The organism is Methanoculleus formosensis, from assembly GCF_025384765.1.
In the GTDB taxonomy this organism is placed as follows: domain Archaea; phylum Halobacteriota; class Methanomicrobia; order Methanomicrobiales; family Methanoculleaceae; genus Methanoculleus; species Methanoculleus formosensis.
The window spans coordinates 165,179-179,549 of record NZ_VHLL01000005.1 but is presented as its reverse complement, the minus strand read 5'-3'; the positions used below and the strand labels follow the sequence as shown (position 1 = coordinate 179,549).

14 protein-coding genes are annotated in these 14,371 nt (G+C 55.7%); 10 read left to right on the top strand and 4 right to left on the bottom strand.

Going from position 1 to position 14,371, the window contains the following annotated elements:
- Nucleotides 1-182 precede the first annotated feature (182 nt).
- Nucleotides 183-689 (bottom strand): hypothetical protein, encoded by a 507-nt coding sequence (locus FKB36_RS10005; RefSeq protein ID WP_261597916.1) that lies wholly within the window; start codon nt 687-689, stop codon nt 183-185.
- Between the two features lie 180 nt (nt 690-869).
- On the opposite strand from FKB36_RS10005, the gene FKB36_RS10000 reads away from it, so the two are divergent.
- From FKB36_RS10000 to FKB36_RS09955, 10 genes are all read left to right on the top strand, one after another.
- Complete coding sequence (locus FKB36_RS10000; protein WP_261597915.1) at nt 870-1,115, top strand: hypothetical protein; 246 nt, start codon at nt 870-872, stop codon at nt 1,113-1,115.
- Nucleotides 1,116-1,270: 155 nt separating this feature from the next.
- The gene (locus tag FKB36_RS09995) at nt 1,271-2,398 is read left to right on the top strand and encodes an acyltransferase (protein ID WP_261597914.1); all 1,128 of its coding nucleotides are present in this window, start codon (nt 1,271-1,273) and stop codon (nt 2,396-2,398) included.
- A gap of 86 nt (nt 2,399-2,484) precedes the next feature.
- Nucleotides 2,485-2,640: a hypothetical protein gene (locus FKB36_RS09990; protein ID WP_261597913.1), complete on the top strand. Its 156-nt coding sequence runs from the start codon at nt 2,485-2,487 to the stop codon at nt 2,638-2,640.
- Between the two features lie 168 nt (nt 2,641-2,808).
- Nucleotides 2,809-3,099 (top strand): hypothetical protein, encoded by a 291-nt coding sequence (locus FKB36_RS13445; RefSeq protein ID WP_390895710.1) that lies wholly within the window; start codon nt 2,809-2,811, stop codon nt 3,097-3,099.
- 93 nt (nt 3,100-3,192) lie between these two features.
- The gene (locus FKB36_RS09980) at nt 3,193-4,275 is read left to right on the top strand and encodes a DegT/DnrJ/EryC1/StrS family aminotransferase (RefSeq protein WP_261597911.1); all 1,083 of its coding nucleotides are present in this window, start codon (nt 3,193-3,195) and stop codon (nt 4,273-4,275) included.
- Complete coding sequence (locus FKB36_RS09975; protein WP_261597910.1) at nt 4,276-5,190, top strand: Gfo/Idh/MocA family protein; 915 nt, start codon at nt 4,276-4,278, stop codon at nt 5,188-5,190.
- Entirely contained in the window at nt 5,187-6,251 is a 1,065-nt protein-coding gene (gene wecB, locus FKB36_RS09970; protein ID WP_261597909.1) for a non-hydrolyzing UDP-N-acetylglucosamine 2-epimerase, read from the top strand. Before FKB36_RS09975 ends, wecB begins: the two co-directional genes overlap by 4 nt.
- 22 nt (nt 6,252-6,273) lie before the next feature.
- Nucleotides 6,274-7,719: a nucleotide sugar dehydrogenase gene (locus FKB36_RS09965; protein WP_261597908.1), complete on the top strand. Its 1,446-nt coding sequence runs from the start codon at nt 6,274-6,276 to the stop codon at nt 7,717-7,719.
- A 937-nt stretch (nt 7,720-8,656) separates the two neighbouring features.
- Nucleotides 8,657-8,815, top strand: coding sequence for a hypothetical protein (locus tag FKB36_RS09960; protein ID WP_261597907.1), 159 nt, complete (start codon nt 8,657-8,659; stop codon nt 8,813-8,815).
- Nucleotides 8,816-8,904: 89 nt separating this feature from the next.
- Nucleotides 8,905-9,453: a hypothetical protein gene (locus tag FKB36_RS09955; RefSeq protein ID WP_261597906.1), complete on the top strand. Its 549-nt coding sequence runs from the start codon at nt 8,905-8,907 to the stop codon at nt 9,451-9,453.
- A gap of 429 nt (nt 9,454-9,882) precedes the next feature.
- Here FKB36_RS09955 and FKB36_RS09950 read toward each other — a convergent pair whose 3' ends face one another.
- From FKB36_RS09950 to FKB36_RS09940, 3 genes are all read right to left on the bottom strand, one after another.
- A complete protein-coding gene (locus FKB36_RS09950; RefSeq protein WP_261597905.1) occupies nt 9,883-11,601 on the bottom strand; it encodes an asparagine synthetase B family protein in 1,719 nt (572 codons plus the stop codon).
- A 132-nt stretch (nt 11,602-11,733) separates the two neighbouring features.
- Nucleotides 11,734-12,900, bottom strand: coding sequence for a CapA family protein (locus tag FKB36_RS09945; RefSeq protein WP_261597904.1), 1,167 nt, complete (start codon nt 12,898-12,900; stop codon nt 11,734-11,736).
- Between the two features lie 65 nt (nt 12,901-12,965).
- Nucleotides 12,966-14,339 (bottom strand): lipopolysaccharide biosynthesis protein, encoded by a 1,374-nt coding sequence (locus tag FKB36_RS09940; protein WP_261597903.1) that lies wholly within the window; start codon nt 14,337-14,339, stop codon nt 12,966-12,968.
- Nucleotides 14,340-14,371 lie beyond the last annotated feature (32 nt).

Sequence of the window (14,371 nt, the reverse complement as noted above, 5' to 3'; positions counted from 1 at the left end):
CTCACTCTCCCGAAAGATGCCAATGTCTATCCCGGTATCAGGTTTATCTTCCTTCAAAAGAGGAACTCAAGAAACGACTGATCGAATGGTCGGAAGAGACGCCGGAGGCAGAGTGATCGTATGACGGACCCGGTTCAATTAAGGTCGCACGGGGCTGAAGGTGAAGGGGGTAGGGGTCCCCTTCACGCCAGCGCGGGGACGTCGTCGGCCCAGGTCTCGACCGCGTCCTTGATCGCGTCGTCCTGGTAGGACGAGACCCGGACAGTCTTCCGGGTGAGGGTGACGTAGTAGTCGTCGCCTGAGGGGTCGTGGCACTTGAGCTGCGCGTAGTAGGTCTCGCCGGGGGCGTTGCGGACGGCCTCGCCGCCCATCGCGGTCGCAAGGGCCGCGTTGTTGAGGACCTCGGCGGCGTTCGCCTCGAAGGCGGCGATCGAGGGGGACTGCAGGGAGACGTTTCCGACGCGCTTCCCCTCACCGTCGAGGAAGTCCACCTTCGCGGTGTAGTGCTCGCGGTTCCGGACGACCGGCGCGATGGTCTCGCCGGCTTTGGTCGTATACCCGACGCACCCGAAGGGGTTGTCCTCGATGACGCTCTCGATGAGGTTGTTAAACGACGTTACGGTGGCGATCGGGACGGCGAGGTCCCGGACCGCCGTTTTGTTGACGGTTGTCTGCACGAAGTCTGCCATGGTTGGTTCTCCATGTCTGCATGGTCCCGGGAATATGACAGACGATTATAGGGTATACCCGGGAGGGGATTAGCCTGACTTTATCGGAGAGCCCGGATCGGGCTTTGATTCTCAAATATATCCTTTACGGTCAGGCTTTTTCTCTTCCCCGTCCCACTGTTCTCCGGGAAGGGTACCAGGATGACCGAGGAGAAAACCACCCGGGAGCTCGTTTACGAGACGAACCGGGACGTGAAGTGGATCTGTAAGATGCTGCAGAGAATGGAGGCGCAGGATGAAGAATTTGAGGCCCGGCTCCGGGCGCTGGAGGGGTGGCGGGCGGAGAAGGCCGGGGAGGAGCGGCGGCTCTCGACGGTGAGCGCCGGGGCCGGCGGGATCGTGGGCGGGGTGGTGGCGGTGCTGGTGAAGGTGCTGGGCGGGGGGTGAGGGGGCCATGCTGCCGTTCTCCCCCTTGATCAGTGTGGCTTTGTACGTCTGGAGTGAAAGAAAGAACTTCTATCCCACCGAAAATCTTTGCAGTGGCCCAATAAACTGAGATTATTTTCGATAGCCATATGTTCAGACCCGTGCAATTTAATTTAATGGAGAATAAGGTGAGATATTTTGATGAAATTAATATCTTGAGAGCTTTTGCAATTCTGGCCGTAATAAGTATCCATGTATCAGCAAATTTCACGCATATGGACACCATAAACGGGCTAGCGGCGCTATACATGTCGATCGATGTTCTCTCTCACTTTGCAGTCCCGCTCTTCATAGTTATCTCAGGTTTTGTCCTATACAACAAATATTCTGATGACATAGACATCAAAAGGTTCTATAGAAAAAGACTGAAGTCCGTTCTTCCACAATATCTCATCTTTTCTACATTTTACCTGGCGGCACCATACATCGGCTCGATTGTGCTTGCTAGACCTGTTAACCTCGATATCCTGCATATCATTTATCGATACCTAACAGGAGGATGTTTTTACCACCTCTGGTTCTTTGTCTTGATCATTCAGTTGTATCTCCTTTATCCCGCAATATTACGGCTGTATAATTACTGTGAAGTACGAGGAAGAATATTAGAACTCCTCTTTGCAGTTTACCTCATTGGAGTTCTCTATAACGTATATCCTATCCCGGACATATTCATACTAGGCGCATCCACCCAGATACTGGGAGTGGCTACCAAATTCATCGGATATGTGTTCTACTTGGTATTAGGGATGACCATTCGGAGAAGGTACGATGAACTGCTGCTGAAATCTGTGCCTAAATCATCACTATATTATGCATCAATCCCCCTTCTCTGTTGCACGATTATTGGCATTTTCGGCTACGCTCAAAGTTACTTTAACTTCGATATAACGCAGATCCTGCCTGTGATGGGAGGTTACTGGCACTGGCTTACTGCTGTGATAGATCCATTATATTACGTGGTTATCTTTGCCTTCAGTTTCTACATCTCCCTGAATATTGTATCAAGTAGATCAGCCGCACTCAAGTTGCTGGAGAAGATTGGTGCATATTCTTTCGGGATTTACCTGATTCATGCATTCATACTGTATATCATTGTTCTGACATTCCCTCGGTTTGGATTCGATTGGAATAACTGGCTGTTCTACCCCCTGATATGCATTATAACTCTCGTTTTGAGTTATCTCTCCGTGGAAGTTCTGCAAAAATTCCCCTATAGTGAGTATTTGATTGGTAGCACCAAGTAGGGAACTCGTTTACGAGACGAACTGGGACTTGAAGTGGATCTGCCGGGCGCGACGGGCCGCAGGGCTGGAGCGGGAGCACCGAAGGTGTGACTCGAGAAATTGAGGCCCGGATCCTGGCGCTGGAGGGCTGGCGGGCGGAAAAGGCCGGGGAGGAGAGGAGGATCTCGACGGTGAGTGCCGGGGCCGGCGGGGTCGTCGGTGGGGTGGTGGCGGTGATCGTGCGGGTGCTGGGCGGGGGATGAGGACGGCAGATGTCCTCCCAGACCCGTATCTAACCTGGAATCCCGGTTCAATTCAGAAACCCCTAAACGCCTCCACCGCCATAGTCTCTTCATGCGCTACATCGTCACCGGCGGGGCCGGCTTGGCTCGAACCTTGCCGACACGTTATCACAGCACCACGACGTCGTCATCATCGACAACCTCGCGACCGTGCCAGGCCGGGAAAACATCGAGCACCTTCTGGACCACCCCCGGGTGACCTTCATCGAAGGGAGCATCACCGACCTCGACCTCCTGATGGAGGCCTTCCCCGGCGCGGACGGCATTCTGGCCGGCACCCCCGGTGCCCCGGTCGGTGAAGGATCCCCTCGCCTCGAACGAGGCGAACGTGACCGGCATCGTCAATGTGCTCGTCCCAGCAAGCACACCACCAGATCGATGCCCCTAAGCCATCCATTTTCGTTTTATTTAGTAGGGTAAGCATTTCCACACAAGATTGTAATCAAAAATGCAAACTCGTATATTAAACCACACGAAAGAAACATGACATCAGCTTCCGGAGATCGATAATCCATGCATATCCCTATCGCCCAGCCTTCCCTCGGAAACGAGGAGAACGACGCTGTTCTCGCCGTCCTTGCCTCCGGCATGATCGCCCAGGGTCCGGTCACCGCCGCGTTCGAAGATGAGTTCGCCGCGTACTGCGGGGTTCCACACGCCGTCGCCGTCTCGAACGGGACCACCGCCCTTCACGCGGCGCTGCTCGCCGCCGGGGTCAAGCCCGGGGACGAGGTGATCGTCCCGGCCTTCACGTTCTTTGCGACCGCCTCCTCGGTCTCGATGTGCAACGCCCGCCCCGTCTTTGCCGACGTGGATATGGCGACCGCCACGATCGACCCGGCCGATATCCTCGCCAAGGTCGGCCCGAAGACGAAGGCCGTGATCGCCGTCCACCTCTATGGCCAGCCCTGCGACGCCGGGGCGGTCAGGGAGATCTGCGACGATAAGGATCTTGTCTTCATCGAGGACGCCGCCCAGGCCCACGGGGCGGAGTACAACGGAAAGCGGGCCGGGGCGCTCGGCGACCTCGCCTGCTTCTCCTTCTACGCCACGAAGAACCTGGCGACCGGGGAAGGGGGGATGGTGACGACGGCATCGGACGAGTACGATGCCCGCCTCCGCCGGATCATCAACCACGGCCAGAGTGAGAAGTACCTCCACACCGAACTCGGCTACAACTACCGCATGACCGATATCAACGCCGCGATCGGGAGAGTGCAGCTCGCGAAGCTCGGGGGGTTCAACCGCCGCCGGGAGGAGAACGCCGCCTACTACGGTACCCACATCACGGCGCCGGGGTTGGTGCTCCCCTCGGTCGCCCCCGGCCGGACCCACGTCTGGCACCAGTACTCCCTGCGGCTCACCGAGGCCTTCCCCCTCTCGCGGGATGAGTTCATGACCTACCTCCACGAGCACGGAGTCGGCTGCGCCGTCCACTACCCGGTCGCCCTCTCCAGGCAGCCCTACTACGCCGGGGCCGCGGCCTGCCCGGTCGCGGAAGCACTCGCGGCCTCCGTCCTCTCGATCCCGGTCCACCCGAACGTCACCGACGAGGCGAGGGCTTACGTCTGCGAGACGATCAACGGGGTGATCTAGATGGACGCAGGCGTCATCGGCACCGGCGTCATGGGCAGGAACCACGTCAGGGTCTACTCCGAGCTCAAGGAGGTCGGGACGACCTACGTCTACGACCTGAATACGAAGGCCGCTGAGGAGGTCGCCGCCGCCACGGGGGCGGAGGTCTGCCGCTCGATGGAGGAACTCCTCCGGAAGGCCGAGTGCGTCTCGGTCGTGGTCCCGACCCCCTACCACCTCCGGACGGCGGGAGAGGTCATCGCCGCCGGGGTGCACACCCTGATCGAGAAGCCCCTCTGCCTCACCATGCGCGAGTGCGAGCAGTTGATCGGGCAGATCCCCGACGGGCTGACGGTCGGCGTCGGGCACATCGAGCGGTTCAACCCGGTCGTCACCGAGGTTGCGCGGGTGGTGCGTGATCCCCTCTACGTCTCCTTCCACCGGCACAACCCGGCCTCGGCACGGGTGAGCGGGAGTTCCGTCGTCGAGGACCTGATGATCCACGACATCGACATCGCCTTCAACGTCCTCTTCCCGGGACGGGAGTATACCGTCCACGCGAGCGGGACCGGGGACGTCGCCGCGGCCCTTATGTCCTTCGGGAGGACGCCGGTCTACCTCTCCGCCTCGCGGAAGTCCTCGAAGAAGATCCGGTCAATCTACATCGAGGAGGGGGAGCGGACGATCGAGGGCGACTTCATGACCCAGGAGGTCTACGTCTACCGAAAGCCCGAAGCCTACGGGCAGGAGAACGGGCTCTACCGCCAGGAGAACATCATCGAGAAACTCCTGGTGAACAAGGTCGAGCCCCTGAAGATTGAACTCGCGACGTTTGTGCGGGCGGCACGTGATGGGAAACCCTTCCCGGTGACCCCGGAGCAGGGGCTCGGAAACGTCCGGGTCTGTGAGGCGATCTACCGGGGCCTCTCGGCATGAAGGTCCTCTCGGTCGTCGGGGCCCGGCCCCAGTTCATCAAGTGCGCTCCTGTCTCCCGGGAACTCCGGGAGGTGCACGAAGAGGTCCTCGTCCACACCGGGCAGCACTATGACTATGGGCTGTCCGAGGTCTTCTTCCGCGACCTCGGGATCCCGGCGCCCGACTACCACCTCGATATCGGCTCGGGGAGCCACGGCGTCCAGACCGGCCGGATGCTCGCCGCGGTCGAGGAGGTGATCGGGAAGGAAGAGCCGGAGATCGTGCTCGTCTACGGGGACACGAACTCGACCCTCGCGGGGGCGCTCGCGGCGGCAAAGATGCACGTGCCGGTGGCGCACGTCGAGGCCGGGCTCCGGAGCTTCGACCGCCGGATGCCCGAGGAGGTGAACCGGGTCCTGACGGATCACTGTTCGGATCTCCTCTTCTGCCCGACGGCGACAGCCGTCGCGAACCTCGCGGCCGAGGGGGTCACCGCGGGTGTCCACCTCACCGGGGACGTGATGGTCGACGCGCTCCAGCAGAACCTCCCTCTTGCAAAGGAGCGCTCCACGGCCTTCATCGATCTCGGCCTCTGGCCGAAGGAGTATTTCCTCGCCACAGTCCACCGGGCGAGCAACACCGACGATCCCGCCGCGCTCCGGGCGATCATGGAGGCGTTTTCCCGCCTGGATGCCCCGGTGGTCTTCCCGGTCCACCCCCGGACGAGGAAGAAGTTCGGCGAGTACGGGATCGCGCCGGCGGCAAACGTCAGGATCGTTGAACCGCTCCCCTACTTCGACATGCTCGTCCTCCTTTCCGGCGCCCGTGCGGTCCTGACCGACTCCGGCGGCGTCCAGAAGGAGGCCTACATACTGGAGGTGCCGTGCGTGACCCTGCGGGAGAACACCGAGTGGGTCGAGACCCTGGAGGACGGCTGGAACGTCCTCGTCGGTGCGGATGCCGACCGGATCGTCGCGGAGGCTAATGCGGCCGGCGATGCGCGCCGGGGGCACTCCGCTCGGTTCGGCGACGGCCATGCTGCTGCGCGGATCGCCGCGATCATCACCGAATATCAACCCTGAATACAGAACAGAGATGCATACAATGACCGAGAACCTCGCAACACTCATCAATAAACGCGGCCCGATCCGGCGGATCGGCGTCATCGGGATGGGCTACGTCGGCATCCCGGCGGCGGCGCTCTTCGCGGACGTCCCGCACTTCGAACACGTCTACGGCTTCCAGCGGGATTCCGCTTCTTCCGGATACAAGATCAATATGCTCAACCGGGGCGAGTCGCCGCTCAAGGGCGAGGAGCCCGGGCTTGAGGAACTGCTCGGGAAGGTCGTCGGCGCCGGGAAGTTCTCCTGCACCGCGGATTTCTCGAAGATCGCGGAATGCGACGCGGTGACCCTCGCGATCCAGACCCCCTTCAAGGACAAGAAGGACCTCCTGCCGGACTTCTCGCCGCTCATCGAGGGGCTACGGAACGTCGGGCGGCACCTCACGCCCGGGATGCTCGTCGTCCTCGAGTCAACGATCACCCCCGGCACGACCGCCGGGATGGCCCGGGAGATCCTGGAAGCCGAGTCGGGGCTCGTCGCCGGGAAGGACTTCTGCCTGGCCCACGCCCCCGAGCGGGTGATGGTCGGGCGGCTGCTCCGGAACATCCGGGAGCACGACAGGATCGTCGGCGGGATCGACGAAGTCTCGACGGCCCGCGCCGTCGAGCTCTACTCGCCGGTCCTCACGGCCGGCACGGTCATCCCGATGACCGCGACCGCGGCCGAGGTGACGAAGACCGCCGAGAACACCTTCCGCGACCTCCAGATCGCGGCCATCAACCAGCTCGCCCTCTACTGCGAGGCGATGGGGATCAACGTCTACGACGTCCGGGCGGGGGTGGCGTCGCTGAAGGGCGAGGGGATCACCCGGGCGATCCTCTGGCCGGGGGCCGGGGTCGGCGGCCACTGCCTGACGAAGGACACCTACCACCTGGAGCGGGGGGTGCAGGTGCTAGGGGGTGATCTCGACTGGCCTGAGGGCCGGGAGTCCCTCTACACCCTCGCCCGCGGCATCAACGACTTCATGCCCGAGCACATGTTGCATTTGACCGAGTCGGCGCTGGCACAGGTAGGCAAGACCCTCGCAGGTTCAAAGATCGCCCTGCTCGGTTGGGCGTTCATCAACGACTCGGACGACGCCCGGAACACGCCGGCGGAGCCGTTCCGCGATGCGGCGCTCGCGGCCGGTGCGGAGGTTGCCGTACACGATCCCTGGGTGGACCCGGCGACATCGCCGGATGCACCGCCGGGGTTGTCGCGGGACCTTGCCGGGGTGCTTGCCGGCGCGGATGCGGTGGCGGTCTTTGCCGGCCATAAGGAGTACCGGGGGCTGGTGCCCGCCGAGGTCCGGCGGTTGTGCGGGTGTGAGCGGTCGGCGATCGTGGATGGGCGGAACGTCGTGGACCCGGATGCGTGGATCGGTGCAGGGTTTGCGTATCGTGGCATCGGCAGGGGCGACAAGAACCGGCACGCGTTGCGGGAATAATACCTCTTTTTCGGTCTGACGGTTTCATGTGCGAGGCAGCACGGCGGGAGATCGTCTCCACCTTCTTGCGGATGAGGCGAAAGCCGGCGAACGGAGTCAGTTTCGGTATATCCTGTGCTGTTGACGGACAGAACCTTTTTCACTCATTGGTCGAACTATGTTCCACGTGGACCAAAATGTATCCATCCAGATCGTTGCTCTCCTGCTCAGACGTCACACCGGCCGAGTTCGCTCTTCGTCCGGGTAAACGTCCGGTAGTCGAGGACTCCGGGCAGAGACTCTTGCAACACAGGCCCACGCTTTGCACCTGTTTTCAGCGCGTTGCAGTCGGTGATGCCACTCAAAGGGTGGCGTTGGGGCGTTCGATCCTGATTTTCACCCCGTGAGGGTGGTATCGTGAGATCTTTTCCGGCATTCCGGATTTCGCACACACCCGCACATCCATCCACCCCGGCACCGGTACCGGGGGCTGTGTGCGTGTTCTGCTGTACTTCAGTACTAAGAGAGAGACGCATCTCTCTATCTGTATAGGTACTGCCTGATCCGGCGCCTTCCCCGGCCGTTCGATCTTCGCGGCCGGTGCTGGAATCCTGCGGTAAACCTGCTGCAACGTTGCAACTCGCACCTCCGGTGCTCGAACTCAGTTCCTCGCACCGGACGGTGCTCACGCTCCTGCCGTCCCGGCAGTCGCGCTCCGGAACATCGCAACCATTGGTGCTCCCGCTCCAGCCCGGAGCCCGTCGCGAGCTGTAATCGTCGGACCAGGGTTTGATAACTTATTGTCCTCCGGGAGGGTTACCGAAATGACCGACGCAAAGACTACCCGGGAGCTCGTTTACGAGACAAAACGGGATGTGAATTGGATCTGTAAGATGTTGCAGCGAATGGAGGCGCAGGACGCGATGGTTCGTGAGAACCGGAGCGGGAGTACCGCAAGATGCGACTTGAGGAGTTCGAGGCCCGGATCCGGGCGCTGGAGGGGTGGCGGGCAGAGAAGGCCGGGGAGGAGCGGAGGTTGTCGACGGGCAGCGCCGGGGCCGGCGGGGTTGTGGGTGGGGTGGTGGCGGTGATCGTGCGGGTGCTGGGTGGGGGGTGAAAGGTGGGGAGAACAGCCTGCCCTTCCGGTATCAGGCAGGAAAAGTTGAATCTAAGTGACTGTACAGCGCAAGATCTGTGATACCAAGCATGACAGTACCGCAGATATTCTGTAGACACCCGGACACCATCCATTTCGAGAAGGAGATCAGGCATCTGAGTGATCAAGAGGTCGTCGGCATCTTCACCAGTCAGGGAGAGTTGTTGCACAGTTACAGCAGCGATTACAATGGGGTCTTACACGTCAAGATACCAGATGCAGACCGATTGAGTTCACAACACCAGATACTGACTCACAATCACCCATCAGGCACCTCATTCTCGCTCCCGGATCTGGAGACCGCGGCAAAGCTCGATGTTGCGGAGATCAGGGTTGTCGGGGAAACGGGCGTTTACTCAATGATGCCCCCGCCGGATGGGTGGCCGGAGCCGGGTATCATCAGTGACCAGTTCAGAGAAGTGGATTCTGACCCGGAGTTTGACTCCCGTATGCTCGATATCAAGTTTAGCGCTGAATTCCTTGATCAGGCAAAAGATATCCATAAAGACATCGTGCGAATCCGTTCGGATCTCCACTGTCGTCTGGTGGCAGACACGGTCGGATTAGTCTATGAGGGGGCATGCTGGAAGGCTGAATAAGGGGATATCAGAGCTCCCGATCTTTCATCACTGCCCATGCTTTTGTTCGTGGGCTGCTCCTCTTCAAACAGAACGCCAACTGCAATGTCCCGGGCCCACGCCAGAACAAAGGCAGACCAGCCGCCCCCAGTTCAATTCAGAAAGCCCTAAACCGACACTCAACGTAAACTATTCATGCGCTACATCGTCACCGGCGGGGCCGGCTTCATCGGGTCAAACCTTGCAGACACAGTCGCACCTTAACGGTGCTCCCGCTCCGTTCCTGCGGAACATCGCACTTAGCTCAACACCACGACGTCGTCATCATCGACAACCTCGCCACCGGGTGGCAGGGCCGGCCTATTCTGTGCATCGAGTTCTACTCATCCACAAAACTTAATTCTCACATTTGCAGCCTCATAGAGAGCACAAACATACAACTACCTGCACTTATAGTGCTGACAGTACCTGATCTGCATTCTTGAAGTATCTCTTAACTGCACCACTTAACGAAGCGGGACAGAGCCTATTGATATAGGATAATCCAACAAATGAATTGACATGTTCTGCGCCCGAATATATTTTTAGGAAGCGATCTTTCGGAAGGATACCGTACCAAGCAAGAGGATGGGTGTCGTACTCGGTATGGATTCGCCTGAAAGTATAGACGTTTTTCCCAAGTTTCCCAAGTAACGGTAATTCTTTCAGGGAAGATTTGATATTCGATATAAAGCCATTGCGAGCGTAATGCTTACTACCAACCTTAAGATTGGCAGTGCTATCAAGATTCCGTAGAGTTTCTAAAGGACCTATAAACAATTTATTCATTGCATATTCCCGATATAGCACCTGTTTGAGCCTCAACATCAATGGCACCCTCAGGAAGAAATCGATCAATTCTGCATCCCACAGTGGGATTCGCCACTGAAATCCAAAAAACTCATAGACGCGAACAGAATTGACAATGAACTTCGCCTGCCTCTCATTGAAATTAAATAGTTCTATTACATTCGCACAAGATTCATTGTTGTGGACTGAAATGTCCTCTACGCTTTTCCCGATCTTACCCTCGAAGAGAGACCCAAGTTCAGCCTCATCCCACTTCCAGAGCCGATAGTGTTTTTTCAGGCTATCTTCCAGGAACTTTTCAAAAGTATAGGCCTGCGGTTGATCGTAATCTTGGGGAATCCAACTTCCTGCAAGCATATCCCCACTGTGTCCCGGCACAAAGACCACGTTTTCAGGGATCTTTCCCTCTCCCTTCAGTTCCTTAACGGCGAGATAGTCCTGTATGTGGGGAATTGACACCAGGTTGCCCGCGTAAGAATAATATGCCTTCATATCATCTGCATACGCGCAGGCATACCACTTCTCATTAGTATACTCAACGAAATGCCATTGGTACCCCAGCGCCTCCGCCACCTGCCTGCTGATCTCTGCCTCCCGGTTGCCCTTCTTCCCGTAGGTAAAACAGATCACCCCCTCCACACCGAGCCGTTTCAGCATCGCAACGATGATCCGCGAGTCCAGCCCTCCACTGAGAGGGACCACGATCTGGCGGCCCTTTGTGGACTCGATAAGCCGCTCAAAGACACGCACAAAGACTTCGTCAAGCTGGTCCAACAACTCCTCGTCCGAGTCCGAGAAGTAATTCCCATGCCAGAAACGGTGATAAAAGTGTGTGGCAAGGGCTCCATCCCTTTTGTTGTAGACGAGATACTCCCCGGCCAGGATCTGGGATATTCCATCAAAGAGGGTGTCGGGGCCGGTGACATATCCGGTGACCAAGAACTCGGCACCGTTTTCTTCATTGAAGGGAGGATTCAGGCGGTCCCGGAGATGGTTCGCATCGTCCGAAAAGAGAGCCTCACTCCCGCTCACAGCGTAGAAAAGAGGGGTACTCCTGACACGGTCCACCGCGCAGAAGATACACCCGGGACTCTCCATAGTAAGGGCAAAGTTCCCGTTCAGAGCAAGGAGAAGGGCCTTCAGGGCTTCATGGTCGACCCGGGAGCCCTCTAGGACTGAAGAAAAGAGACGAACGACATCATCACCCCGAAGGAGTTCATTCTCATAGAAGAACGTTCCCTTCAGCCAGCAGGTAATATCATTAGCTTTGATTTCCGTCCACGGGTAGTAATGATTATGGAAAGACATTTCAACCTTCATGGCCTGACTCCCAGTAGTATCCCCATAAATTCTCATTAAAGGTGAGGCATCTAAGTGTAATAAATGCTTCAGAGGCGCCATTCACGATCTTAGCAATAATAAGAAGCAGTACATTAGGAGTAAAGTATATTACTAACCATTTCCAGTTCTCTTAAAAACATATTTAGTCGCCCCAATCAGCAAGACTCTCCTAGCTGGATGCACAATATCTCGTATTATCACTCTCATTGAAAGGTACATTGTCCGAATTAATCCTCTCTGATTAATGCTATTTTGCACTCTTTTATTCATCTTATTTGGAGATGCGGACCGTTTCAAGATTTTTTCGCTATTGTTCGCATTCGAGGTCAATTTATTGCCGAAGTACACTCTAAAAGCTTCTCGCTCCCAGTGAGAATTGTACTTTTTTGAAGTTTGAAACACTTGTAATTTGTCATCAAAAGAATTCCTCACCGTTTCATTATTGTTTAATGACACATGTCCCGTATCTCCATCTATTCCTATATAATATTTAGTAATAGATGGGGGTTTGCTTTTAGCAAGATTTAATTCAATAAAATAGGATTCTGCTGTATATTGATGTTTTTTATGGCAAGGTATGTCAAAGCAGAAATTACCGAGCCCATAAACAATAATGCTTCTCTCATGAACCTCTATTCCCTGCGGGACATGAGCATGATGACCAATTATGATGTCGATACCTGAATCGGTCAATTTATGGAAAAATCTTCGCCTCCCCGGCTCCGGGATGAGGTTGAACTCTGTCCCTCCATGATAGCTAAATATGATATAATCTGGTTCGTCAGTATTTTTAATTTTTTTGATTAATTGTTTTAAATCTCTCATTTTAAATGAAAAGGGTGCAGGATTATATCCATCCCACAAAGGACCTTCTTTGTGGCAGGAAGCAATCAGTGCAACTTTTATATTATCTTTATTTAACAGAAGGTAGGAGTGATGACCGCCAATCCCATAGAATTTAATTCCATTTTGGTTAAGAGAATCTATGGTATTATTCAGCCCAATGCGACCACAATCCATGATATGGTTGTTTGCCAGTGTGCAGATGTTAATGTAACGATCCTTCAAATATTCTGCAGTTTTCGGGGGAGCTCTTAATGCAATCCCCCTCTTTTCCCTGAATGGAGCGTTGGTGATGGGGTTCTCGAGGTTGATATTTACATAGTCGGCGTTTTGAAATATCTCTCTAATTTCTTCATCTAGTATTTCATTTCCAGACGATACATTTTGGGAGAAAATTCCGCTAACAGAAAAATCTCCAGTAAATATTAGTCTCATTGGAAATCTACACCATATATTGGTGTTATAAGCATATAAAACAGTTTTGAAATTCTTTTTAGAAATTAGTTGTCGACTAAGGTTCTATTTAAGATATTGGACATTGCTTTAATATTTAATATAATGAGAATGTAGTTCATTGAAACTCTTATAATCGAATACACCAAAAGAGTGATGAGCACTGGAAATCCAAGAGCGTAACTGACATAAAATCCAAATAAAGCTAAAATAACCCGCCCAATGTCCCAGATGAGCTGCCACCGATTGTAACCATATAGACTTAAGAACGATGTTGGAGATACCACAAACCCCATTATAGCCGCCAGTGCCAACGGCCAGCAGTACCATCCTGCCTCAGCCCACGAACCTCCAAAAATGAACGGGACCACAAACGGAGCACACAGTGCTGGGATGCCGATCAGAGGGATAGCAATCACCAACAGGTGCTTGAGTGTTCTCACATACAGGGACCGCAGTTCCTGCGACCTTTCCCGAACCATCTTCGATGCTTCCCCAAGGTATGCCTGTCCCATTGAACCTGAAACAAACCTGCCTGGAAGCACCACTAGCATATTGGCAAGCGCGTAAAATCCCACAACCGCCGGATCATAGAGCGCAAGCAGCATGAGGGAAGGAAGCTCCAGCGACATTGTATTGACAATGGAGGCTGGAAAATTAAACGCCGGAAAACTCCTGTATGTCTTTGCGACGCTCTTCATGCGGCTCCAGGAGATGGCCTTGAGATTATTTCTCTCCTTCCTCCACATCGCACGGGCAAGCGTGGTTATCCCGGCGATCTGGGAAACAATATGCCCAATAATCAACCCTACCGGCCCGAGAGAGAGAATGCCGAGGAGGATCTTGCATACCGAACCGCCGGCACCCTGGTTGATCTTCGTGTAAGTGATCCTTTTGTAATCCCTCTGCCGGACAGCCCAGTAGTTTAACATGGTATACAGGCCCATCCCGAAGAAGCCGATGAGGAGGAACCAAATGTACTGCTCAATAACCCCAAGGTCGAGCGCATTGACCAGCAGATCCCTTCCAAAAAAGAGAATGAGCGCAAACGCCGACGTTGTGATACACAGGAGTATCAGACACAACCCAAAGAGATTGATCGTGTCTTCGTTCTCTTTGGGGAGTGCATATGCGAATTCATAGCGGAGAGTGGCTCCGACGCCGAAGATCGCCAGGACAGACGAATACACCGCAAGAATACCCATCTCTGATGGGAGGTAGAGCCGGGTGATGATCGGCATCGTGACAAGCCCGATCAACTGGGCAACCGCGGTGCCGCTGCCGAGGATGAGTACGCCTTTGTAGAGCGGATTATTCAGGATAAACTCAATCGCCCGGGAAGTATGGGGGTTCCTCTTCACGACCGGGATCAGGCATGAAAGGAACCTGGAGACTATGCTCTGCTGGTGGTTGCCTGTCATCTGTCTGGCTCAAAGGCTCCCCGGTGTACCGG

What these genes read in the sequence shown, in the direction of transcription:
- FKB36_RS10005 (WP_261597916.1), bottom strand. Translation starts at nt 689, where the DNA reads ATGGCAGACTTCGTGCAGACAACCGTCAACAAAACGGCGGTCCGGGAC.
- FKB36_RS10000 (WP_261597915.1), top strand. Translation starts at nt 870, where the DNA reads ATGACCGAGGAGAAAACCACCCGGGAGCTCGTTTACGAGACGAACCGG.
- FKB36_RS09995 (WP_261597914.1), top strand. Translation starts at nt 1,271, where the DNA reads ATGGAGAATAAGGTGAGATATTTTGATGAAATTAATATCTTGAGAGCT.
- FKB36_RS09980 (WP_261597911.1), top strand. Translation starts at nt 3,193, where the DNA reads ATGCATATCCCTATCGCCCAGCCTTCCCTCGGAAACGAGGAGAACGAC.
- FKB36_RS09975 (WP_261597910.1), top strand. Translation starts at nt 4,276, where the DNA reads ATGGACGCAGGCGTCATCGGCACCGGCGTCATGGGCAGGAACCACGTC.
- wecB (WP_261597909.1), top strand. Translation starts at nt 5,187, where the DNA reads ATGAAGGTCCTCTCGGTCGTCGGGGCCCGGCCCCAGTTCATCAAGTGC.
- FKB36_RS09965 (WP_261597908.1), top strand. Translation starts at nt 6,274, where the DNA reads ATGACCGAGAACCTCGCAACACTCATCAATAAACGCGGCCCGATCCGG.
- FKB36_RS09960 (WP_261597907.1), top strand. Translation starts at nt 8,657, where the DNA reads ATGCGACTTGAGGAGTTCGAGGCCCGGATCCGGGCGCTGGAGGGGTGG.
- FKB36_RS09955 (WP_261597906.1), top strand. Translation starts at nt 8,905, where the DNA reads ATGACAGTACCGCAGATATTCTGTAGACACCCGGACACCATCCATTTC.
- FKB36_RS09950 (WP_261597905.1), bottom strand. Translation starts at nt 11,601, where the DNA reads ATGAAGGTTGAAATGTCTTTCCATAATCATTACTACCCGTGGACGGAA.
- FKB36_RS09945 (WP_261597904.1), bottom strand. Translation starts at nt 12,900, where the DNA reads ATGAGACTAATATTTACTGGAGATTTTTCTGTTAGCGGAATTTTCTCC.
- FKB36_RS09940 (WP_261597903.1), bottom strand. Translation starts at nt 14,339, where the DNA reads ATGACAGGCAACCACCAGCAGAGCATAGTCTCCAGGTTCCTTTCATGC.